Raw genomic sequence first — 21,957 nt, forward strand, 5'->3', positions numbered from 1 at the left:
CGTATTCTACGGATTGAACCCCTGCCGTCAACTTTTTTTTTGCGCTACTGGCCAAATCGCTTACCGGTTTCCAGGTAGAGTCTTTCCTCCGATGTTGAGCGACGCTTCAGGGCCGCATTGCGATGGGGAAATCGGCCAAAGGTTTCGATAATCTCCCGATGATCCTTCGCAGATTGCAAAAAACTGTTCATGAAATCCCCCGCAATGCCATTCGTTGCAGCCGCCAGCTGTTCGTAGCATTCCACCGACAACGCCTGGTCATCCCGATTCTCGGAGTGCTGCAGCGGCATGTAAAGAAAGCCCCTCTGAACGGCCGGCAATGCCATATCATGCCCCCGTCTCATAGCCTCTTTGCATAGCCTGATGGCCTGGGAGTCATTATCGAACGCCATGGCCGACCCACGGTAAATCTGACGGGTGAACTGATCCAGCAACAGTATTTCCGCAAGTGCTCCGCCGGGCTCTGAACGCCAGTGGCTGAGGCCGTCCTCGGAGGCAAATAATACCATCGAGAGAAAACGACGACGGATCTCCTGGTCAAACGCCCGCGTTGCCCGAAACCATCGATTGCGATGGAAGCTGTCAGGCAGCCCATGCTCATCCAGCTCGCCGAACCAGAAATCCAGAATCTCCTTCCAATCGAACATATACGTTATCCTTACTATTAACTGACAAAGTCAAAGGAGCAGGCATGAGCGGCGATCCGGCCATTATTCTTCTAGCCCATGGTAGCAGCGACCCACGCTGGTGCGAGACTTTTGAAAAGCTTGCCGGCCCGACACTTCACTCCGTGCCCGGCTCCCGCATAGCCTATATGGAGCTGGCCGAACCCTCCATCGAGGCCGTGGTGTCAGAAGGCGTAGCCGACGGCAAACGAGATTTCACGATTGTGCCCCTGTTTCTCGCCGCTGGACGTCATTTACGCAAGGATGTACCCGGCATGATCACCGAACTGGAAAAAACCCACGGTGTTACTATCTCACTGGCTGCACCGATTGGGGAAAACCCGCAGCTCGGTGACGCCATCTGTGATGTGGTCAGGCAGGAACTGGCACGGCACAGCTGAATTCGGCGCAAATTCAACAGGAAGGGAGTCAGTTGGTATGGATAAGAAAATCCTCGTAACAGGCGGCACCGGCTTTATCGGCCAGGCGCTCTGCCCGCTTCTGATTTCGAAAGGATACGCGCTGACTGTGCTCAGCCGGCAGCCCGAGGGCGACGTTCACGCTGTCTGTGGGCGGGTTGAAGCGCTAAGCGATCTCCGGCTTCTGAAAAACCATGCCGGCTTTGATGCGGTGATTAACCTTGCTGGCGAGGGAATCGCCGACAAACGCTGGTCGGATAGCCGCAAACGGGAACTTCTGGACAGCCGCATCGCGCTCACCCGCACCCTCGCCGAGGTGATTGAAACCTGGAAGAAAGCGCCAGAGGTGGTTGTCTCGGGCTCTGCAGTCGGATTCTACGGCGACCAGGGCAGCAACCCCGTCACGGAAGACACGGCGCCGGAGAATGAGTTTACCCATCGGATGTGCCGTGACTGGGAAAAAGAAGCACTGGCACTGGAAAGCGAGCAGACCCGAGTTTGCCTGTCCCGGACCGGCATCGTGGTTGGTCCCGGCGGCGGTTTCCTCAAACGCATGCTCTTGCCATTCAAGCTTGGACTGGGTGGCCGCATTGGCAGTGGTCATCAGTATATGCCGTGGGTTCACAGAGACGATGTGGTCTCTGCGCTGGTCTGGATGCTGGAGACGCCGGACGCCAGCGGGCCTTACAACGTGGTCAGTCCCAAACCGGTCACCAACCGTCAGTTCACGGCTACCCTGGCAAAAGTCCTCAACAGGCCGGCTATATTTCCCGTTCCGGCGAAGGTTCTTGAGGTGGCACTGGGGGAAATGGCGCGCCTGTTGTTAACGGGACAGCAGGCTTTCCCGAAGAAACTGACCGATGAAGGCTTCAGCTTCAAGTATTTCGATCCGGAAACGGCGCTGAAAGACGCAACCCGATTCTGATAAAAAACTGTTTGACAGCGCCCATCGCCTTTCTTAATATACGCGCCACCTCGACGAGGCAAGGCAAGAAGCGATGCGTCCCCTTCGTCTAGTGGCCTAGGACTCCGCCCTTTCACGGCGGCAACAGGGGTTCGAACCCCCTAGGGGACGCCATTATCGCTTAAACGCCCATCTGCTCCACTGCGCTCTGCGCAGGTTCCTTATCCCGCAACATCCCGCAACGTTTTTCTCCGCCACCAGTAAACAATTTTCTGATTTTTCGGGCATTTGCGAGGCATTTTCCAAAGACTGCTGCTATAGTCGGGAAGTCTTCCAATAATCCGATCTGGCCTGAAAAGTTAGAGCATGCCAAAACTTCTGACTCGTCTGAAGCGTTTTAAATCCGGATCTCCCCTGTCCTTCAGGCTTCTGGCCTATATCCTGCTGTTCAGTTCGGCGTTCACACTTGTCAGCTCGGCCATTCAGCTTTACTCCGATTTCCGTCAGGACATCTCCCAGATCGACCGTCGCATGCACGTTGTGGAGACAGGTTACGCGTCGAGCCTGGCACGCAGCCTATGGGCACTGGACCAGAAACTTCTTCAGACCCAGCTCGAAGGTATTCTGAGCCTTCCGGACATTGTTCATCTGCGCCTGAAAATCGAACCGGATTCGGAGCTGGTTCTGGGATCCATTCCCAGAGACACGGAACTGACCCGTCACAGCTTTGACCTGATCCACCAGGGCGATGAAATGTTCAAGCTTGGGGAACTGACCATCACCGCCGATCTTCGTCGGGTCTATTCCGACATGAAAGACAAGCTTCTGGTCATCCTTGCGACGCAGTTTCTGAAGACGTTCTTCATCTCCATTCTGATCGTATGGATTTTCCAGCATTTTGTGGCCCGACACCTCACGTCCATGGCCAACTACGCCCGCGAATTCTCGCTGAACAATCTGACCGAGCCCCTGAAGCTCGACAGACCGGATACCGGCTTGAACCGAAGCGACGAGCTGGCTCAGGTGACAGAGGCCATCAACCAGATGCGCAAGCGCCTGGCCGAGGACGTCGAGCGTCAGGAACGGGATGCCCAGGAGATCCGCAAATTCTCCAAAGCCATAGAGCAGAGCCCCTCTTCTGTTCTGATCTGTGATCGTAAATGGCGGATTGAATACGCCAACCAGAAATTCACCCAACTAACCGGCTACGACCTGCAATCCATCGCCGGAAAGCATCCGGGCACCCTGAGCGACGACATCAATACCCACAAGGAAGGCCAGCATCTATGGCAATCCATCCGGCTTCAGGTCCAAAGGGTCGGCGTCTGGCAGGGAGAAGTAAACAGCGCCCGCAAGAACGGCGAACGCTTCTGGGAGCAATTGATCGTCACGCCCATAAGGGATCGTGACGGCGATGCCACCGGTTACCTGATCCTGGGTGAAGACATCAGTATAAGGAAGCGGTATGAACAGCAACTGCTCAGACAGGCCAACTACGACATTCTCACCGGCCTGCCCAACCGCATGCTGGCGCTGGACCGTCTGAAGCTGGCGCTCGCCCAGGCCCGCAGGGAAAATTCCCTGGTGGGAGTCATGTTTCTGGACCTGGACAACTTCAAACACATTAACGACACCCTGGGCCACGATGCCGGCGATAATCTGCTGATCGAGGCCGCGAGGCGAATTTCCAGCTGCCTCCGCGGCACCAGCACGGTGGCCCGGCTTGGCGGTGACGAGTTTCTGGTGGTGCTTCCCGGGCTGACCAATGTCGACGCGACCACCCAGGTGGCGCAGCGGATTCTGTCGACGTTCGAACCGCCCTACCTGCTCAATGGGCAGGAGGTCTTTGTGACCACCAGCATTGGCATATCGATCTTCCCCCATGACTCGGACAACAGCGGCATGTTGCTGCAACATGCCGATGCGGCCATGTACCAGGCCAAGAACAAGGGCAAGAGCGCCTACGCGGTGTTCGCACCGGAAATGACCGAAGTGTCCCACGAGCGCCTGCAAATGGAATCCCTGATGCGCCGGGCACTGGAGCAACAGGAATTCGAACTCTATTTCCAGCCCATTGTTTCCACGGGCAGTGGTCAGTTGTCATCCGCCGAAGCGCTGTTGCGTTGGAATAACCCCAGCCTGGGCATGGTAATGCCGGACCGTTTCATACCCCTGGCCGAAGAAACCGGCCTGATTACGCCCATTGGCGAATGGGTACTGAAGGAGAGTTGCCTGGCCGCCATGCGCTGGCGCGAGCAGACGGGTATGAAGATCGGGATTGCGGTCAACGTTTCGCCCCGTCAGTTCCGGGACCCGTCATTCGTCCAGACCGTCATGCAGGCGCTTGAGCAGAGCGGCCTGGAGCCGGATCAACTGGAACTGGAAATTACTGAACGGCTGATCCTCGACAATACCATCGAAACCGCCGATATCCTCCGTGAACTCGACCAATCAGGAATCCGGCTTTCAGTGGATGATTTTGGTACCGGATATTCCGCACTCAGTTACCTGAAGAGCTACCCGTTCGATACACTGAAGATCGACAAATCCTTTGTTCAGGATGTCATGAAAGAAAACGACGATGCGTCGCTGGTCAAGGCCATTATCAATATGGCTCACAGCCTCGGCTTACGTGTCATTGCGGAAGGCGTGGAAGAAGAGGCCCAGACTCACTTCCTCGAAAAGGAAGGCTGTGACTTCTCCCAGGGCTACTACTACAGTCGCCCGCTGCCAGCGACAGATTTCGAGGCCTGGCTGGCCATCAATCACCGCGTATAAGTACCAAGTCAGAACTGCAGGAATGTCTCCGCCATGGAAGAAACGCTACTTGTCGTAAACTGCGGCAGCTCATCACTGAAACTTGCCCTGTTTGACGGTCAGCAACGGAAACTGGCCTCGGCCCTGGCCGAACGTCTGAATCAGTCAGACGCGTTTGCCCGGATTGAAGGCGACAAACAGGCAATTCATCTCGGGCCCGATGCCTCCCACGAACGCGCCCTTGAGGTCCTGGTGGCGGCATTAAGAGAACGGAATCTGATGGCTTCCGACCCGACTGCTATTGGCCATCGCGTTGTTCATGGCGGCGAAACCTTCCGCGAAGCGGCCCTGATCGACGATGACGTACTATCGGCTATCGACGAATGTGCCGGGCTTGCCCCACTGCACAACCCGGTCAACCTTGCGGGCATCCGCGCAACCCTTGAGCAATTTCCCGGAGTTCCACAGGCCGCGGTTTTCGATACTGCATTTCACCAGACACTCCCTGAACATGCGTACCTGTATGCCGTTCCAGGCAAGTGGTATCGCGAATGGGGGGTTCGTCGCTATGGCTTCCACGGCACCAGCCATTCATTCATGGCGACCGAAGCCGCCCGGATTCTTGACAGACCACCGGAACAAACCTCGATCATTTCCGCACATCTGGGGAATGGTTGCAGCATCACCGCCATCCGCGATGGCTGCAGTGTTGACACCAGTATGGGGCTGACACCACTTGAGGGCCTGGCGATGGGCACCCGCAGCGGCGACGTGGACCCCGGCCTGTTTGATTTTCTTCGCAGCAAAGGCATTGAGGCCGAGGAAGTCCATCGCTCCCTGAACCAGCAAAGCGGGCTGCTAGGGCTCTCCGAAAAGACCAACGATATGCGGACGCTCTGCGAGTCGGCCGATCAGGGCCATGCACCCTCCCGGACCGCTATTGAGGTTTTCTGTTTCCGTCTGGCACGGTACGTGGGCGCAATGATGGCCTCGCTGGATCGGCTGGACGCGCTGGTATTCACCGGCGGTATCGGTGAGAACAGTGCCCGCGTGAGGGAAAGAACCATCGCCCATCTGCAGCTTCTCGGTTTTCATCTGGACGCCAACCGGAATGACAGCCACGGTAAAAGCAGCAGCGGCCACATAGAAAGCGCCAATTCCCGCTTCCCGGTTCTGGTGATACCCACCAACGAAGAACTGGTTATTGCCCGGGAGGCCTCCCGACTGGCCAGCGCGCGGAACAAAACCTAACCATTTCCCATCATCAGGGACAGGATCATGGCAAAGAGTCTCTTTTTCTCGCCAACGTCTATGGATTCCGGGCTGACATCCGTCTGCCTGGGTATGCTGCGGGCTCTGGAGCGGGTCGGTGTAAGCGTGGGCTTCTACAAGCCTTTCAGCCAGTCGGTACACCGCGCGGAATCCGTGCATAACGATGGCCAGGATTCATCAGTCGCCTTCGTCCGGTCAAGCAGCCATCTTAACCCCCCGGACCCCATTCCGCTCAAGGAAGCACAGCAGCAGCTGAATCGTGGTAAATCCGATTACTTGCTGGAAACGGTGGTGGGTGAGTATCACAAAGTCGCCAGTCATTTCGACGTGGTGATTATTGAAGGCCTGGTCCCGGATCAGAACGAAGCTTATATCGCCCGCCTGAATGTGGAAGTAGCCCGCAATCTGGGTTCGGATGTGATTCTGGTCAGCACGCCGAAAGCGCTTGATGCGCCCGAGCTCGACGAGGAGCTTGATTTCTCTGCTCGTCTTTTCGCCGGCGCCAACGACCCTGATGTGATCGGAGTCGTGCTGAACAAGATTGGAGAACCCGAAAGATCCGGGCTCGAACCTCGATCGACCGCCGCCCGGCCTGTACTGCCAGCAATGGATTTTCGAGGGCGCTGCAAGGTTTTCAGTGAAGGCCGTTTCCGCCTTCTGGCGGAAATCCCCTGGCAACCGGAGCTTCTGGCCCCACGGGTATCTGACATTGCCCGGGAGCTGGAACTGCCCGTTCTCAGTGAAGGCCAGATGCATTCCCGGCGGGTACATAAGGTATCCGTTTGCGCCCGCAGTATCCGCAACATGACCGACACCCTGCGGCCCGGCACCCTGATGGTCACGCCCGGAGACCGGGAAGATATCATCGTGACCACCGCTCTGGCGGCTCTGAATGGTGTACCCCTCGCGGGCCTGATGCTCACCGGGGGGCTGATGCCTGACCAGCGGGTAATTGATCTTTGCCATCGCGCGCTGGATACCGGGCTGCCGGTACTTGGCTCCGATACCAACACCTATGAAACCGCTCATATGCTGGCAAACCTATCGTCAGCCACGCCCATTGACGATCCGGAACGCATTGAAAAGGTGATGGAGGCCGTAGCAACGCGGGTTGATACAGACTGGCTGCAGGCCCACCTCAAGGTGGAGCGTCAGAGCCGCCTTTCGCCTCCGGCCTTCCGCTATCAACTTTCCGAGCGTGCAAGGGCGGCCAACAAGCGAATCGTACTGCCGGAGGGAAGCGAACCCAGAACCGTTCAGGCTGCGATTATCAGTCACAAACACAAGCTTGCCCGGTGCGCGTTGATCGGCAATCCGGCTGAAATCCGCCGGGTGGCAGATTCCCAGGATCTGGAACTACCTGAGGACATCGAAATTATCGACCCCGCCGAGGTTCGCCAGCGTTATATCGATCCAATGGTGAAGCTCAGAAAGAACAAAGGCCTGGCACCGGATATGGCGGAAGCCATGCTGGAAGACAATGTGGTGCTCGGCACCATGATGGTCGCTTTGGACGAAGCTGACGGGCTGGTGTCCGGCGCTATTCACACCACCGCCAACACGGTGCGCCCTGCCCTGCAGCTGATCAAGACCCACGACCACGCCAAAGTGGTGTCATCCGTTTTCTTCATGCTCTTACCTCAGCAGGTGGTGGTGTACGGCGACTGCGCCATCAATCCGGACCCGAACGCGGAGGAACTGGCGGATATCGCAATCCAGAGTGCCGAATCCGCTGAGGCCTTCGGTATTGATCCCGTGGTCGCGATGATCAGCTACAGCACGGGAGAATCAGGAAGTGGGCAGGATGTGGATAAGGTCCGGGAAGCAACCCGCATTGCCCGGGAGCGACGCCCGGACCTGCTGATCGACGGTCCTCTGCAGTACGACGCCGCCGCTATCGAAAGCGTTGCCAAGAGCAAGGCCCCGGACAGCAAGGTTGCCGGCAAGGCAACGGTGTTTGTGTTCCCGGATCTGAATACCGGCAACACCACCTATAAGGCAGTCCAGCGCAGCGCCAACGTGGTCAGCATCGGCCCGATGCTGCAGGGGCTTCGAAAACCAGTAAACGACCTGTCACGGGGCGCGTTGGTGGAAGACATTGTCTTTACCATTGCGCTGACCGCTGTACAGGCCAAACAGGTTGAAGATGCGGGGCTGAGCAAGAGCTAGCGCTTGAGACTCTTCTGGCGCTTTTTCTTGGGGGCTGGCCCTTGCTTCTGGTCGTTATCCTTTTTCACCTTCTGACGCGGTGTCAGACGATCGACCTTCTTGGCGTAGGGGTTCTCGCCGGATTTGAACTCGAAGCGGATGGGTGAACCACTCACCTTCAGCACCTTGCGGAAGGTATTCTCAAGGTAACGCTTGTAGGCGCCCGGAAGGGAGTCCACCTGGTTGCCGTGAACCACAATCACCGGAGGATTGGAGCCACCCTGGTGGGCGTAGCGCAATTTGATACGGCGGCCCTGAACCAGTGGGGGCTGATGCTGGGCGGTTGCATCCTGCAGAATGGCTGTCAGCCGGTTGGTCGGCCACTTGGCCATGGCCGATTCGTAACAGGCCTCCACCGATTCATACATGACACCAACACCGGAGCCGTGCAGCGCCGAAATGTAGTGCTTGTCGGCGTAATCCAGAAAATCGAGGCGGCGGGCGACCTGTTCTTTCACTTTTGCCCGGTCGTCCGGGTCCATGCCGTCCCACTTGTTCACCGCAATAACCAGTGAGCGGCCAGCGTCCAGAACAAAACCGATAAGATGCAGATCCTGATCCACCAGCCCTTCCCGGGCATCAATCACCAGGATGACCACGTGGGCGTCTTCGATGGCTTTCAGGGTCTTGATGATCGAGAACTTCTCCACCACCTCGCTGACGTTCTTGCGACGACGAACACCGGCTGTATCAATCAACGTATATTGCTTGTCGTGCCTTTCATAAGGCACATAAACGCTGTCACGGGTGGTGCCGGGCATATCAAACACAATGACCCGCTCTTCGCCCAGCATGCGGTTGACCAGCGTGGACTTGCCAACGTTCGGGCGCCCGACAATACCTATACGGATTCCCGGATACTGATCGGCACGGTCCTGCTCGGCGCCATCTTCAAGGGCCGGTAGCAGAACCTCAAGCATGGAACGAATGCCCCGATTGTGGGAGGCGGCAATCAGGAAAGTGGACTCAAAACCCAGACCGTAAAAATCAGAGGCCGCAATGTCCGGGTCCTGGCCGTCGGTCTTGTTCACCACCAGGTGAGCGCGCTTGCCGGTCTTTCGCAGATGGCTTGCGATGACTTCATCGCCGCCGTTCAGGCCCGCCTTGCCATCCACCAGGAACAGCACAATATCGGCCTCTTCAACGGCCAGCATGGACTGCCGGGCCATTTCCGCATCCAGGCCTTCTTCATCGCCTGTCAGACCACCGGTATCAATGGCGATAAAACGCTGTCCCTCGTAATTGCCTTCGCCGTACTTGCGATCACGGGTGAGGCCAGGGAAATCCGCAACCAGCGCATCCCGCGAACGGGTCATCTGGTTGAACAGCGTCGACTTGCCAACATTGGGCCTTCCGACCAGAGCAATTACCGGTGTCATTTAGTTTCGCCGCGCTTTTTAATGGTGAACGCACTCATCTCGCCACTGTTGCCATAGACAAGCAGACGCTCACCCGACATCAGTTTGATCGGTACCCGTAGGCCTTCATCATCAAACTCGAGTTGCCCCAGCAAGGACCCATCCTCCAGCGACAGGATGTGGATGTATCCCTCGAAGTCACCAACAAACAGATGATCGCCGAGGACAATAGGCTGGGTCGGCTGTCGCCAGGCCAGTTTTTCCTGCCGCCAGAGCTCGCGGCGATCTGAACCCCTCAGTTTGATGATGTCGCCGTTGGACGCGGCAAGAAAGATATTACCGTTACCGATCATCGGCGAATGCAGACTGGACGCGCCACGGCTCCAGATTTCCCGGCCGGACTGAATGTCGATCAGGGCCAGTTTGCCCTGGTAACCAACCACCATGGCGGCGCTATCAATAATCAGAGGTTCACCGGCAACGTCCACAAGCCGCTCGAGTTCGGTGCGCCCGGTTGGCTCGGCTACCTGATATTGCCAGACCGGCTGTCCTGTTTCCGTGCTCAGGGCCATCAGCCGGCCGTTAGCCAGGGCTGCCAGCACAAGATCCGCGCCGACTAGAGGAGAAGCCGCAGCCCTCAGGGAGAGGGCCGGTACGGCGCTGTCGTACTGCCAGAGTTTTTCTCCGCTACCGGCATTGAACGCATGTACCTTGCCATCGATGCTCTGAGCCACCACCATTGCGCCGTTGGACCGCGGCGCTGCCAGCGCCTCGTTAGGCAATGTAGCACTCCAGATCTGCTCGCCGTTCTCTCGGGACAGCGCAAGCAACTCGGCGTCGCGGGTCACCAGATAGATTCGTGAGCCGTCGCCGCCAACCCCGGCCATCAGCTGACGGTCCATGTCCTTTTCCCAGACAACCTTACCGTTTTCCGGGTTCACCGCGTAGACTTCACCGTCAGCTGACGCGGCATAGACCATGTCGCCGGTGTATAGCGGCTCCAGGTACAGAAAACTGCCATCGTGCCCGTCTCCTACCTGGATATTCCAGACTTCTTTCAATACGACCTTCGACACTACTTCCGGCACCGGTGCCGGCTGTTCAAAGGTGTCAGTAGAGCTGCAGGCTGCAAGCAGGGTAATCAGCCCTACCGCAGCCAAAGATTTCAGAGTCTGCAGGTTCATTGCCTTCAGCGCTTGCGCTTTCAGGAGCTGCACCGGCATCAAGCCCCACCCCCGACACCAAGATCCGCAAGTTTAAGTTCCAGCACACCACTGCGCTGAGCACTGCTCTGCTCACGGGCGCTCACGTAAGCCTTCCGGGCCTCGTCAGTATTGCCCTGGGCCAGCAGAATATCCCCACGAAGCTCGGAGAAAATCGCGTCAAAGCTGCCGGCTTCCTGAGCAGATTCGATAGTACTCAACGCCGCGTCATACTGCTGCGCGTCGAACTGTGCGCGAGCCAGCCGGCTACGGATAACCAGAGAAAGCGGGCCGCTCGGGTCCGCTTTGCTATTAGCCCATTCCAGAGTCGCGATGGCGGCTTCAGCATCGCCCTGGTCCATCAACTGCTGCTTGGCCAGAATCAGGCTGCCGTAGATCGCATAGGCACTGTCGGAATAATCCTCACGGAGGGTCTCGGCAACAAACGCCACAGTCTCGGCGCTGTCTTCCTGCGATGCATCGCCATACGCGTTAATCAGGTTCGCAAACTCCGACGCGGCTTCGGTGCGGTGCTGCATCTGCTGGTTCTGCCATGCCTGCCAACCGAAAACGATCGCCAGCGCCGCAGCGATACCGATCAGCAATGAGCTGCCGTTCTTTTTCCACCATTGTTTGATGGCTTCGACCTGCTCTTCGTCAGTGCGTATTTCTGCCATGATGACTCCCGTCTAATACCCTGTTTTGTTTGTAATCTGTCGGCGGCCTCAGCTTCAGGCCAGCATACCCTTGAGCACCGAAGCCAGCTCGGTCATACCGATATCCCGCTGATCTTCGTTCGACCGCAGGGGCTTGAGCCCCACGGTTCCCGACGCGACCTCGTTTTCGCCGAGTATGACTGCATAGCGTGCGCCGCTTTTGTCAGCCTTCTTCATCTGGCTCTTGAAACTGCCGCCGCCGCAATGGCTGATCACGACCCGACCGTGCAACGCGCTTCGCAGTGATTCCGCCACCGAGAACGCTGTTGCCATTGTGCTTTCGCCCATCGCAGTAACGTAAACATCGGCATCGCCATTAACCGACTCCGGAATCAGGTCCAGTGTTTCCAGAAGCAGAATCAGCCGTTCGAGCCCCATGGCAAAACCAACGGCTACAGTGGGCTTGCCGCCAAGCTGCTCAACCAGACCGTCATAACGGCCACCGGCACAGACGGTGCCCTGGGCCCCCAGACTGTCGGTAATCCATTCGAAAACGGTCTTGCCGTAATAATCCAGCCCCCGAACCAGCCGAGGATTCACCGTGTACTGAACTCCCGCGGCTTCAAGAAGCGACCGCAGGGTTTGGAAATGCTCCTTTGATTCGTCATCCAGATAGTCATCGAGCGCCGGGGCCTGCTGCAGAATTTCCTGGGTGCGGGCGTTTTTGCTGTCCAGGATGCGCAGCGGGTTGGATTCGAGACGGCGCTTGCTGTCGTCGTCCAGCTCGTCCACAAAATCGGAAAGGTATTCAACCAGTGCCGAGCGAAAGCTCCGACGCGCCTCGGCCGTACCGATGGAATTAATTTCCAGACGAGTATGCTCAGCCAGACCCAGGGCCTGCCAGAGCCGGGCTGTCAGAATCAGAAGCTCCGCATCAATGTCCGGACCGGCCATGCCGAAGCATTCCACACCAATCTGGTGGAACTGGCGATACCGACCTTTCTGCGGGCGCTCATGGCGGAACATCGGGCCGGTGTACCACAGCCTTCGCGTCTGGTTAAACAGCAGGCCATGCTGCTCGGCCGCACGCACGCAGCCAGCTGTGCCTTCCGGGCGAAGGGTCAGGCTGTCGCCATTACGATCGTCAAAGGTGTACATTTCCTTTTCGACAATATCCGTCACTTCGCCGATGGAACGTTTGAACAGCTCGGTCTGCTCGACCACCGGCATCCGGATCTCCTGGTACCCGTACTGGGACAAGACCTTTCGGACCGTATCTTCTACATACTGCCAAACCGGCGACTGCTCGGGCAGGATATCGTTCATCCCGCGGATTGCCTGGATCTTTGCCAATGTAAAACCTTTCCCTTAATTAAATTCCCGACGCCATTTCACACTGCAGTGGAGGTCAATCCACCGAGCGGGTAATGATCGACTCTTCCCGTTCCTGTTTGCGAGCAACCTCTTCGCGAATCAGCCGCTCAAGGTCATCGGTCAGGGTGGCATTGTCCAGTTTCTGGTTGGGCTTGCCAGACATATACAGGAGGTTTTTCGGGCTGCCGCCGGTCAGGCCCATATCGGCGACCTTTGCTTCGCCTGGACCGTTAACGATACAGCCGATAATCGCCACATCCAGGGAGGTGTTAACGTCCTCAAGCCTGGCTTCAAGATCGTTCATGGTCTGGATAACATCGAAATTCTGGCGCGAACAGCTCGGACAGGCCACAAAGTTTATGCCCCGGCTGCGCAGGCGCAGACTCTTGAGGATGTCGAAACCCACTTTCACTTCCTGGACCGGGTCCGCCGCAAGAGAAACGCGTATGGTGTCACCGATACCGTCCATCAGCAGCATGCCCAGACCAATGGATGACTTGACCGTGCCCGAGCGCAGACCACCTGCCTCGGTGATACCAAGATGCAGGGGCTGTTCAATCTGCCGGGCGATCTTGCGGTAAGCCTCTACCGTCATGAACACTTCAGAGGCTTTGAGGCTGACCTTGAAGTCCTGGAAATCGTGCTTGTCCAGAATATCAATGTGTCGCATGGCCGATTCCACCAGCGCGTCTGCGTTAGGCTCGCCATACTTGCGCTGCAGTGCCTTTTCCAGAGAGCCGGCGTTCACGCCGATGCGAATGGGGATATTGCGATCCTTGGCCGCACTGATCACTGCGCTCACGCGGTCGTCGCGGCCGATATTGCCCGGATTGATGCGCAGGCAGTCCACACCCAGCTCTGCGACTCTCAGGGCAATCTTGTGATCAAAATGGATATCCGCCACCAGTGGCACAGAAACCCGCGAGCGGATCTTTCCGAAAGCTTCTGCAGCATCCATGGAAGGCACGGAAACCCGGACAATGTCTGCACCGGCAGCCTGAATGGCTTCTATCTGCGCGACCGTGGCGTCCACATCGCAGGTTTCGGTATTAGTCATACTTTGGACTGCAATCGGAGCATCGCCGCCCACGGGCACATCACCCACCATGATCTGACGGGACTTGCGTCTAACGATTGGAGATTCCTGTTTCATAGCCTTTTAACCGCGGAATAGGTTTTCAGAATGTCAGAGCGTAAGGGTTAATTCAGTACGGTTGTTGGTCACCCGGGACCTTCTTACATTTACCGGCTCGCCGTCAAAGGTCATGCTACTGACGGCATCTACGGCACCGATAACAACCTTAAGCGGCGCCTCGCCGGACACATTAAGCTGGTCGCCAGCTCGCTGAAGAGAGGCAACCAAACGAGTGCCTGTGGCATCGGTTACCTGCACCCAGCAGTTTTCGATAAACGACATGGTGAGGACAGCTTTCGGTAACCCTGGTTCGGTTGCCTCAGCATCCCCGGCAACCACTGTCTCGACGTCATCGCCCACCACAACGGTAGGATCTGAGGGCGATTGGGCAGTATTTCCGGGCTCGGGTTCGACCGTCAGATCAGTGCTCTGCCCAGGCACCTCGGACTCGTTGACAGCCAAAGTTTGTTCGGTCACCGGCGCCTCGGCGGAAACCTCGGTCGCTGGTGCAACGTCACTACCGCTTTCAGCCAACTCCTGAGCAGATTGGCTCTGTGGCTCGGATTCCACCTCCGGAGTCTGCTCTTCAGACTCGGGCAACTGTTCTTCAGGCTGAGGCTGTTGCGTTTCAGGCTGAGGCATCGTCGCTTCGGGCTGGGAAGGAACGTCCTGGCCTGGTGCCAGAACCATCTTCCACGCGGCGAACGCAATGCCGCAAAGTACCGCAACGATCAATAGCGCCTTGGCCACCTGACGCTTCTTCCGACGACGACGCTCAATATCAATCAGCGGATTTTCCTGTTCCTGTTTTGCTCTCTCCTCGCGCAACGGCGCCAACTCAACGTCCAGCGATTCAATCATCGCATTGGCATCGGCCTTTACCTGCTTCGCATATCCTCGGACATACCCTTTCAGGAAGAGTTCACTGTCGATCTGCTCGTACGCGCAATCTTCAATCGCCTGAATAATGGAAACACGCAAATGCTGGGCATCAGCGACATCTTTCTGGCTCAGACCAAGCTGCTCCCGGGCCTTCCTGAGCTGTTGCCCGACAGGCTCGCCTGCGGCAGGCTGTTGTGGATCGTCACTGTCCATCGGCTATCAACACCTTGTATTGTTGGTATTCTAAGGAGTCAGGGAAATCGCTCTTCAAAAGCAGACCAAGACTGGACACCCGGTTCTGGTCGCCAAGGTGATACGCAATCCTGATTCCCGTAATCAGGCTCTGGGGAGAATGTCGGAGATTGGGGTTTTTGTCCATTAAATCCATAAGATAGCTGTAATAACGGGACGCTTCCGCGTAATCACCGCTGTTGGCCAGAGCACGGGACAGGGCCAGAATGGCTTCAGTATTGCCACGGGACAGATCCAGTGACCGCTTGTAGGCTGTCGCAGCCTCGGCGGGCTTCTCGAGCTCTTCGTAGGTCCGCCCCAGATTGTAAAAAACCGACGCCCGGTCTTTGTATTCCGTATCCCGCGACGCGGCGGCGAACTGAACGCGGGCTTCCTCGAATCGCCCCCGGCTAAACAGAAAGGCACCGTAGTAAACCCGCCCACGGGTGTACCCCTCGTCGTTATCGATGGCTTCCCGGTAGGACCGCTCTGCCAGTTCCGCTTCACCCTCAGCCTGCAGAACCAGGCCCCTGGTGGCCAGCACTTGAGGATTCTCCGGTGCTATTTTCGTGGCCCTTTCCAGGTGAAACCGGGCACGATCGAGATTATTCTGACCAATGTAGGCCGTTGCCAGTTGAATATAGTTTTCAACGATCTTTATTTTGTCAGCCTCACGGGCAAAACGGCTGTCGGTGGTAGTGACACAACCTGCAAGCAGCGCAATAGCGAGGGCTGCGACCAACCAGCATGAACCTTTACCTGACAGCCGCGCTGCTGTTATCACCGGAAACCTCTCTAAAGATTGTCTGCTATGAATCAAGTAGCAACCTGCTGAACCTGAATATACCGCTGGCTGCGTTTGGTACGATCTTCCACGCGCCCGACCAATTGCCCACAGGCCGCATCAATATCGTCGCCGCGGGTCGTGCGAATGGTCGCAACGTAACCGGCTTTGTTCAGTACGTCCTGAAATCTGCGGGTCGCATTCATGCTAGGCCGACGGAAATCGCTTTCCGGGAACGGGTTGAACGGAATCAGATTGATCTTGCACGGCAGATCTTTCAACAACACGGCCAACTCCCGGGCATGCTCCGGCTGGTCGTTCATCCCTTCAATGACGGTGTACTCGATGGTCGCCTTGCGCTTCTCCGGCAAACGGTCAAAGTATCGCCTGGTAGCGGCCAGCAGCTCCGCAATCGGGTACTTTTTATTCAATGGAACCAGCTTGTTACGCAGTTCATCATTCGGGGCATGCAGTGAAATGGCCAGTGAAACATCGGTAACTTCTGCCAGGCGGTCCATGGCCGGCACCACACCCGATGTGCTGAGCGTCACCCGACGCTTGGAGATACCGTAAGCCAGGTCCTCCATCATCAGGTTCATGGCATCCACTACATTGTCGAAATTCAGCAGCGGCTCACCCATTCCCATCATCACCACATTGGTGATGGGTCGGTCCGGGCCTGGCTCAAACGGCATGAAGGCTTTCCGGGCAACCCACACCTGGCCGATAATCTCGGCGGCGGTCAGGTTCCGGTTAAAGCCACGCTTCCCGGTGGAACAGAAAGTGCAATCCAGGCTGCAACCAATCTGGGAGGACACACACAGGGTGCCGCGCTCTCCGTCGGGAATGAGCACTGTTTCAACGCTGTTGCCGTTGTCCATCCGCATGACCCACTTCCGCGTACCATCTTTGGACGTCTCGTCAAGGACAACGTCCGGTCCGCGAATTTCAGCAACCGCTTTCAGCTTCTCGCGTAGCGCCTTGCTCATATTGGTCATTTGATCGAAGTCATCGGCGCCACGCTGGTGAATCCACTGAAGCACCTGAGTTGCGCGGAAACGCTTTTCCCCCAGGGAATCAAAAAACGCCTCAAGCTTTGCTTTGGGCATTCCCAGCAGGTTGGTTTTTTCCGCAACATCCGTCATGTAATAACCTCGATCAGATAACCAATTCGGACCAGGCGACAACCGCCTGGTCCGATACGACCGAATCAGCCCCGCGGGCAGATTTCGTTGTCGTTGAAAAAGTAAGCAATTTCACGTTCTGCAGACTCGGCAGAGTCCGAACCATGAACCGCATTGGCGTCAATGGAAGACGCGAAATCAGCGCGGATGGTGCCGGCATCGGCGTCTTTCGGGTTGGTAGCACCCATCAGATCACGATTCTTCAGGATGGCGCCTTCGCCTTCCAGAACCTGAACGACAACCGGACCGGAGGTCATGAAAGCAACCAGATCGTTAAAGAACGGACGCTCTTTGTGCTCTGCGTAGAAGCCCTCAGCCTGCTCCTGGGTCAGGTGCATCATTTTTGCTGCAACGATGTTCAGGCCAGCTTTCTCAAAACGGGAATAGATTTCACCGATCACGTTTTTTGCTACCGCATCGGGCTTGATAATCGAGAGCGTGCGCTCATTTGCCATGATATTTCTCCGGTTGGTTTCCAATAAAAATTCAGGGTTGGGATTATACGCAGTCCGGGGCCTACTGCCTACCGCACAGCACGCAGGCGCGTCACTACGTCAACAATCCGGGACACAGCAAATTCAACATCTTCCGGCTGCGTGTAACGTCCGAAGGAAAAGCGCAGTGCCTGATGGGCATGGCGCTCATCAAGCCCTATGCCTCGAAGCACATAGGAGGGCTCAACCGCTGCGGAAGAACAGGCGGACCCGGAGGACACCGCCAATTCCCGCAGCCCAAGCATCAAAGATTCCGCATCGACTCCATCAAAGGACAGATTGATAATGCCTGGCACACGGTATTCCGTGCTGCCGTTAACTGATACGCCTTCGAGCGCGCCAAGACCCTCGAAGAGCCGTTCTCGCAGGGATTCAAGGCGGACAGGTTCTTCTTCAATCAGTCCGGCTGCAATCTCAAAGGCCTTTCCCATCCCCACAAGCTGGTGAGTGGGCAAAGTACCCGAGCGCATACCGCGCTCGTGGCCGCCGCCATGAATCTGCGCCGCCACCCGCACCTCCGGTGCCCGCCGGACGTAGAGCGCACCGACGCCTTTCGGACCGTACACCTTGTGGCCAGACAGCGACAGCAGATCCACCTTCAACTGGCCAACATCCACCGCCATTTTGCCCGCTGCCTGGGCTGCATCCACATGAAACAACACGTCGCGTTCCCGCAACAGGTCGCCTATGGCTGCAACATCCGTCACACAGCCGAGCTCATTGTTCACCAGCATAAGGCTCACCAGGATCGTATTGTCCCGCAGCGCCTCCTGGACCTGCCTGGGGGAAATACGGCCATCGGCAGACGGGGCGAGCCAGGTAACCTCAACGCCCTGTTTTTCAAGCCACTTACAGGTATCGACCACGGCCTTGTGCTCGATCAGCGACGTGATTATGTGGGCCTGACCAGGGCGCTCAACAGCGGCTTCGACGACTCCCTTGATCGCCAGGTTGTCGGATTCGGTTGCACCGGAAGTCCAGACAATTTCCCGCGGATCGGCGTGAATGAGATTCGCCACCTGGCGCCTGCTCTTCTCGACGGCGGCCTCGGCCTGCCAGCCGAATCCGTGGGACCGGGACGCCGGATTACCATAGACCCCGTCCGACGTGAGGAACTTGATCATTTCGTCAGCAACAGACGGATCGACGGGGGTTGTTGCCGCATAATCCAGGTAGACAGGATTCTTCATGAGGTTGTCAGAACTATACTCGGAAATGGTTCGGGCATTCAGGCCGGAGCCTGGTTGGTAAGGCGCTCGGTGTTGATGGCCTGCGAATCCTGCTCGGCCTGGCGGAGATTCTGCCGGGCGGCCACTACCTGAATTTCACGCTTCTTCATTAGGTCTCCGAGGCTGATGTCGCTCAGAAACTGATGAATCTGGTCACTCAGATCCGACCAGAGATGGTGGGTAAGACATTTCTCACCATTCTGGCAGTCGCCTTTGTTCCCGCAGCGGGTTGTGTCCAGAGATTCGCTGACCGCATCCACAACTTCGGCAATGAACACCGCATCGGCACCACGGCTTAACTGATAACCGCCGCCGGGGCCTCGGATACTGGACACGAGCTGCTTTCGCCTTAGCCTTGAAAAGAGCTGCTCAAGGTACGAAAGCGAGATGCCCTGACGCTGGGATATATCAGCAAGACTGACCGGACCCTGGTCTCCGTGAAGAGCCAGATCAAGCATTGCTGTTACCGCATAGCGGCCTTTGGTGGTCAGTCTCATAGAGTCAGCACCGCTCCGGTTTTATCGCAAAAATACAGGTTCGAGTATGAATTGACCCAGTATTTCAGTCAAGTATTCACCGCTGGGGCGGTTCATCATCCCGGACACAGTCAAAGTCCTCTTCTTCCAGCGGTGGAAGTGCGCCGTTCTGGTACTCGCTGTTCACTTTCCTGAGTGCCTTGCACATGTTCTCGATCCGATCGTCCACGACGTGCATATGATCCAGCAGGCTGCGCATGGCGCGGGCAACCGGGTCCGGCATCTCCTCGGTGACGCCATAGGCATCGAAGCCCATGCGCTCTTCCATCTCTTTACGGCGTTGATCGTCTTCACCCTTGCGCTTGGCCACGATGCGGCCGGGGATGCCCACAACGGTAGCGCCCTCCGGCACCGCCTTGGTCACCACCGAGTTGGAACCGATCTTCGCGCCGGCCCCCACTTCAAAGGGGCCCAGGATTTTCGCACCGGCTCCGACCACCACACCATTACCCAGCGTTGGATGGCGCTTGCCCTTGTTCCAGCTGGTTCCACCCAGGGTAACGCCCTGGTAAAGCGTTACATCGTCGCCGATCACCGTGGTTTCACCAATAACCACGCCCATACCGTGATCAATGAAAAAGCGTCGACCGATGGTAGCGCCAGGATGGATCTCGATGCCGGTAATCCAGCGGGCAAGAGTAGAAAAGGTTCGGGCAAGCCATTTAAGCCCCAGGCCCCAGAGCCAGTGCGAAAACCGGTGACACAGCAGCGCGTGGAGTCCGGGATAGTTGGTCAGCACCTCAAACGTATTTCTGGCCGCCGGATCGCGATGAAACACGCTTCTCACATCTTCCCTCAAGCGCTCAAACATAATGTTATTCCTGTTCACCTGGGATTGTTTTCACCCGTGAGCCGTTTCCGGGCCCGCCTGCGGATTTCTGAACGGCCGTCAGGATACCCCGGAGTATGTTGATTTCCATCTGGTCCATCTGAGCCCGCTGAAAAAGCCGGCGCAAACGGGTCATTAGCTGGCGGGGTTTCTCACGACGATGGAACTCCACGTCCACCAACACCTGCTCCAGATGCTCGAAAAAGCTCTCGACATCCTGAACCGGCGCCGGAGAAACATCCCAGCCCGGATCGCTCGGGGCTACCATTGGCCTTAAATAGGGGCTCTGCTCCCCTCCTTCAACGCCGCGAAGAAAATACATTCGTAATTCGTAACACACCACCTGCACAGCCATGGACAGATTCAACGAGCTGTAGTCCGGATTCGAAGGGATATGGATGTGAAAATGGCACCGCTGTAGCTCGTCATTGCTCAGCCCGTGATTCTCCCGCCCGAAGACCAGCGCAACCGGCCCGGCAACGGACTGCTCAAATGCCTTTGCAGCGGCATCCGGGGGCGCAATGACCGGCCAGGGCACTTTTCTTCCCCGGGCGCTGGTACCCATCACGCAGACGCAGTCTGAAATAGCCTCATCAAGGCTTTCACACACACGGGCGTTGTCCAGCACATCAGACGCGCCGGCAGAGCGTGCATATGAGGCTTCATCCGGAAAGGAAGCCGGATTGACCAGATACAGATTACCCAACCCCATGTTTTTCATTGCGCGGGCGACTGCGCCAATGTTGCCGGAATGAGAGGTTTCAACCAGAACAATGCGAATCTGGTCGGTAAACCCGCGGTTGCTGTCCTGAGGCAATGCAGACTTGTGCATGTGAAGACGATCTCTGTTTGCGTTTGGAAAAGGCGGCCAGCATACCAGATTTGCCCTTTACACGGTCCCCCGGGATAACACCGACACGCAGCAGTCGGTGTTATCGCGCATGTTAAAACCATACAAGGGGGTTTGGTTTTTGTTATGCTATGCGCCCTTCACACACCTGGGAAATGATCACTCAGATGCAACCAGCGATTAAAATGGCCCTCCGCGTAGCACGACAGGGCTCCGATTACCTCAAAGCACATTTTGAACGCCAGGAACCCAATGGCGACAGTGATGACCGTGCAAAGCAGCTTGAGCGAGTGGAACAGTCGGTTTACGACAACTTTTCCGAACAGCTCGAGAAGGCCTATAAAGACCACACCATTGCCGCTCTGAACGAGTCTGATGCCGGGCAGAGCGAGAAGAGCTGGCATATCTTCCCCGTTCTGGGTCGCCAAAACTTTCTGCGAGGCATTCCCGACTTTGCGTTGGCCCTGGTACAGAAGCGGAACAATCGCACCGAAAACCTGTTGCTGATCAATCCGGTCACCGGCGAGGAATACTCGGCCAGTCGCGGACATGGCGCGGCGTTGAACAGCCGTCGGGTTCGGACCAGTGAAACCAAGCACGCAGACCGGGCTGCCATTGTCAGCAACCTGCTGGACCAGACCCGCCGTGGCGATGACCCGCTGATCTGGGGTGAAATGGCGTCGATGCTGGCAAAAGACAGCAGCATGTTCAGAACCGCAGGCTGTGTTGCGCTGGATGTCGCCCGAGTGGCGTCCGGCCACCTTGACGCCGCTGTCATCTTCCGCCCGGAACCGGCTGATCTGGCTATCGGCGTCACACTGGCGATGGAATCCGGTGCACTGACCGGCGATTTCTCCGGCAACCCGTTTACCGACAAAGCCAAACAACTGGTGGTGGCCAATCCGAAGCTCTTCCGCGAAGTTCTGAAAACACTTCATCCCTTCCGTGGCCGCCTCCCCCAGTAAAGACAGGTAAGATCCCGGAAAAG

General features: G+C 57.1%; 20 protein-coding genes and 1 tRNA gene. 7 read left to right on the forward strand and 14 right to left on the reverse strand.

All coding sequences use genetic code 11. The features are described from left to right. Positions 1–44: 44 nt before the first annotated feature. The gene (locus FPL19_RS15430; RefSeq protein WP_150913761.1) at positions 45–647 is read right to left on the reverse strand and encodes a DUF924 family protein; all 603 of its coding nucleotides are present in this window, start codon (positions 645–647) and stop codon (positions 45–47) included. Between the two features lie 44 nt (positions 648–691). On the opposite strand from FPL19_RS15430, the gene FPL19_RS15435 reads away from it, so the two are divergent. From FPL19_RS15435 to pta, 6 genes are all read left to right on the forward strand, one after another. Then, positions 692–1,066 carry a sirohydrochlorin chelatase gene (locus tag FPL19_RS15435; RefSeq protein WP_150913763.1) on the forward strand — a complete coding sequence of 125 codons (375 nt, stop codon included), beginning with the start codon at positions 692–694 and terminating at the stop codon, positions 1,064–1,066. A 37-nt stretch (positions 1,067–1,103) separates the two neighbouring features. Then, positions 1,104–2,009, forward strand: coding sequence for a TIGR01777 family oxidoreductase (locus FPL19_RS15440; RefSeq protein WP_150913765.1), 906 nt, complete (start codon positions 1,104–1,106; stop codon positions 2,007–2,009). 77 nt (positions 2,010–2,086) lie between these two features. Further along, a tRNA-Glu gene (locus FPL19_RS15445) sits at positions 2,087–2,162 on the forward strand. A 192-nt stretch (positions 2,163–2,354) separates the two neighbouring features. Next, positions 2,355–4,766: a bifunctional diguanylate cyclase/phosphodiesterase gene (locus tag FPL19_RS15450; protein ID WP_150913767.1), complete on the forward strand. Its 2,412-nt coding sequence runs from the start codon at positions 2,355–2,357 to the stop codon at positions 4,764–4,766. A gap of 33 nt (positions 4,767–4,799) precedes the next feature. Next, on the forward strand, positions 4,800–5,996 hold the full coding sequence (locus tag FPL19_RS15455) for an acetate kinase (protein ID WP_150913769.1): 1,197 nt from the start codon (positions 4,800–4,802) through the stop codon (positions 5,994–5,996). Between the two features lie 27 nt (positions 5,997–6,023). Next, on the forward strand, positions 6,024–8,186 hold the full coding sequence (pta, locus tag FPL19_RS15460; RefSeq protein ID WP_150913770.1) for a phosphate acetyltransferase: 2,163 nt from the start codon (positions 6,024–6,026) through the stop codon (positions 8,184–8,186). On the opposite strand, the gene der is transcribed toward pta, so the two are convergent. The 13 genes from der to trmJ all read right to left on the reverse strand — a co-directional run bounded on the left by der (position 8,183) and on the right by trmJ (position 20,951). Beyond that, positions 8,183–9,604, reverse strand: coding sequence for a ribosome biogenesis GTPase Der (gene der / locus FPL19_RS15465; RefSeq protein ID WP_150913772.1), 1,422 nt, complete (start codon positions 9,602–9,604; stop codon positions 8,183–8,185). The two genes, pta and der, sit on opposite strands and share 4 nt — an antisense overlap. Continuing rightward, on the reverse strand, positions 9,601–10,767 hold the full coding sequence (bamB, locus tag FPL19_RS15470; RefSeq protein WP_150914280.1) for an outer membrane protein assembly factor BamB: 1,167 nt from the start codon (positions 10,765–10,767) through the stop codon (positions 9,601–9,603). Before bamB ends, der begins: the two co-directional genes overlap by 4 nt. 38 nt (positions 10,768–10,805) lie before the next feature. Next, the gene (locus FPL19_RS15475) at positions 10,806–11,462 is read right to left on the reverse strand and encodes a YfgM family protein (RefSeq protein ID WP_150913774.1); all 657 of its coding nucleotides are present in this window, start codon (positions 11,460–11,462) and stop codon (positions 10,806–10,808) included. A gap of 54 nt (positions 11,463–11,516) precedes the next feature. Further along, positions 11,517–12,794, reverse strand: coding sequence for a histidine--tRNA ligase (hisS, locus tag FPL19_RS15480; protein ID WP_150913776.1), 1,278 nt, complete (start codon positions 12,792–12,794; stop codon positions 11,517–11,519). A 55-nt stretch (positions 12,795–12,849) separates the two neighbouring features. Next, a complete protein-coding gene (gene ispG, locus FPL19_RS15485; RefSeq protein WP_150913778.1) occupies positions 12,850–13,968 on the reverse strand; it encodes a flavodoxin-dependent (E)-4-hydroxy-3-methylbut-2-enyl-diphosphate synthase in 1,119 nt (372 codons plus the stop codon). A 33-nt stretch (positions 13,969–14,001) separates the two neighbouring features. Then, complete coding sequence (locus FPL19_RS15490) at positions 14,002–15,045, reverse strand: RodZ domain-containing protein (RefSeq protein ID WP_150913780.1); 1,044 nt, start codon at positions 15,043–15,045, stop codon at positions 14,002–14,004. Next, positions 15,035–15,805: a tetratricopeptide repeat protein gene (locus FPL19_RS15495; RefSeq protein ID WP_150913782.1), complete on the reverse strand. Its 771-nt coding sequence runs from the start codon at positions 15,803–15,805 to the stop codon at positions 15,035–15,037. Before FPL19_RS15495 ends, FPL19_RS15490 begins: the two co-directional genes overlap by 11 nt. 74 nt (positions 15,806–15,879) lie before the next feature. Then, positions 15,880–16,992, reverse strand: coding sequence for a 23S rRNA (adenine(2503)-C(2))-methyltransferase RlmN (rlmN, locus tag FPL19_RS15500; protein ID WP_150913784.1), 1,113 nt, complete (start codon positions 16,990–16,992; stop codon positions 15,880–15,882). 65 nt (positions 16,993–17,057) lie between these two features. Further along, entirely contained in the window at positions 17,058–17,486 is a 429-nt protein-coding gene (gene ndk / locus FPL19_RS15505) for a nucleoside-diphosphate kinase (RefSeq protein ID WP_150913786.1), read from the reverse strand. A 68-nt stretch (positions 17,487–17,554) separates the two neighbouring features. Next, positions 17,555–18,715 (reverse strand): IscS subfamily cysteine desulfurase, encoded by a 1,161-nt coding sequence (locus FPL19_RS15510; protein WP_150913788.1) that lies wholly within the window; start codon positions 18,713–18,715, stop codon positions 17,555–17,557. Between the two features lie 38 nt (positions 18,716–18,753). Next, positions 18,754–19,251, reverse strand: coding sequence for a Fe-S cluster assembly transcriptional regulator IscR (iscR, locus tag FPL19_RS15515; RefSeq protein WP_150913790.1), 498 nt, complete (start codon positions 19,249–19,251; stop codon positions 18,754–18,756). 76 nt (positions 19,252–19,327) lie between these two features. Further along, on the reverse strand, positions 19,328–20,101 hold the full coding sequence (gene cysE, locus FPL19_RS15520) for a serine O-acetyltransferase (RefSeq protein ID WP_150913792.1): 774 nt from the start codon (positions 20,099–20,101) through the stop codon (positions 19,328–19,330). Between the two features lie 4 nt (positions 20,102–20,105). After that, positions 20,106–20,951, reverse strand: a complete 846-nt coding sequence (gene trmJ, locus FPL19_RS15525; protein ID WP_150913794.1) for a tRNA (cytosine(32)/uridine(32)-2'-O)-methyltransferase TrmJ — start codon at positions 20,949–20,951, stop codon at positions 20,106–20,108. 185 nt (positions 20,952–21,136) lie between these two features. Between trmJ and FPL19_RS15530 the strand changes: the two genes are divergently transcribed. Continuing rightward, positions 21,137–21,934 carry an inositol monophosphatase family protein gene (locus FPL19_RS15530; RefSeq protein WP_150913796.1) on the forward strand — a complete coding sequence of 266 codons (798 nt, stop codon included), beginning with the start codon at positions 21,137–21,139 and terminating at the stop codon, positions 21,932–21,934. Positions 21,935–21,957 lie beyond the last annotated feature (23 nt).

The organism is Marinobacter halotolerans, from assembly GCF_008795985.1.
Classification (GTDB): Bacteria; Pseudomonadota; Gammaproteobacteria; order Pseudomonadales; family Oleiphilaceae; genus Marinobacter; species Marinobacter halotolerans.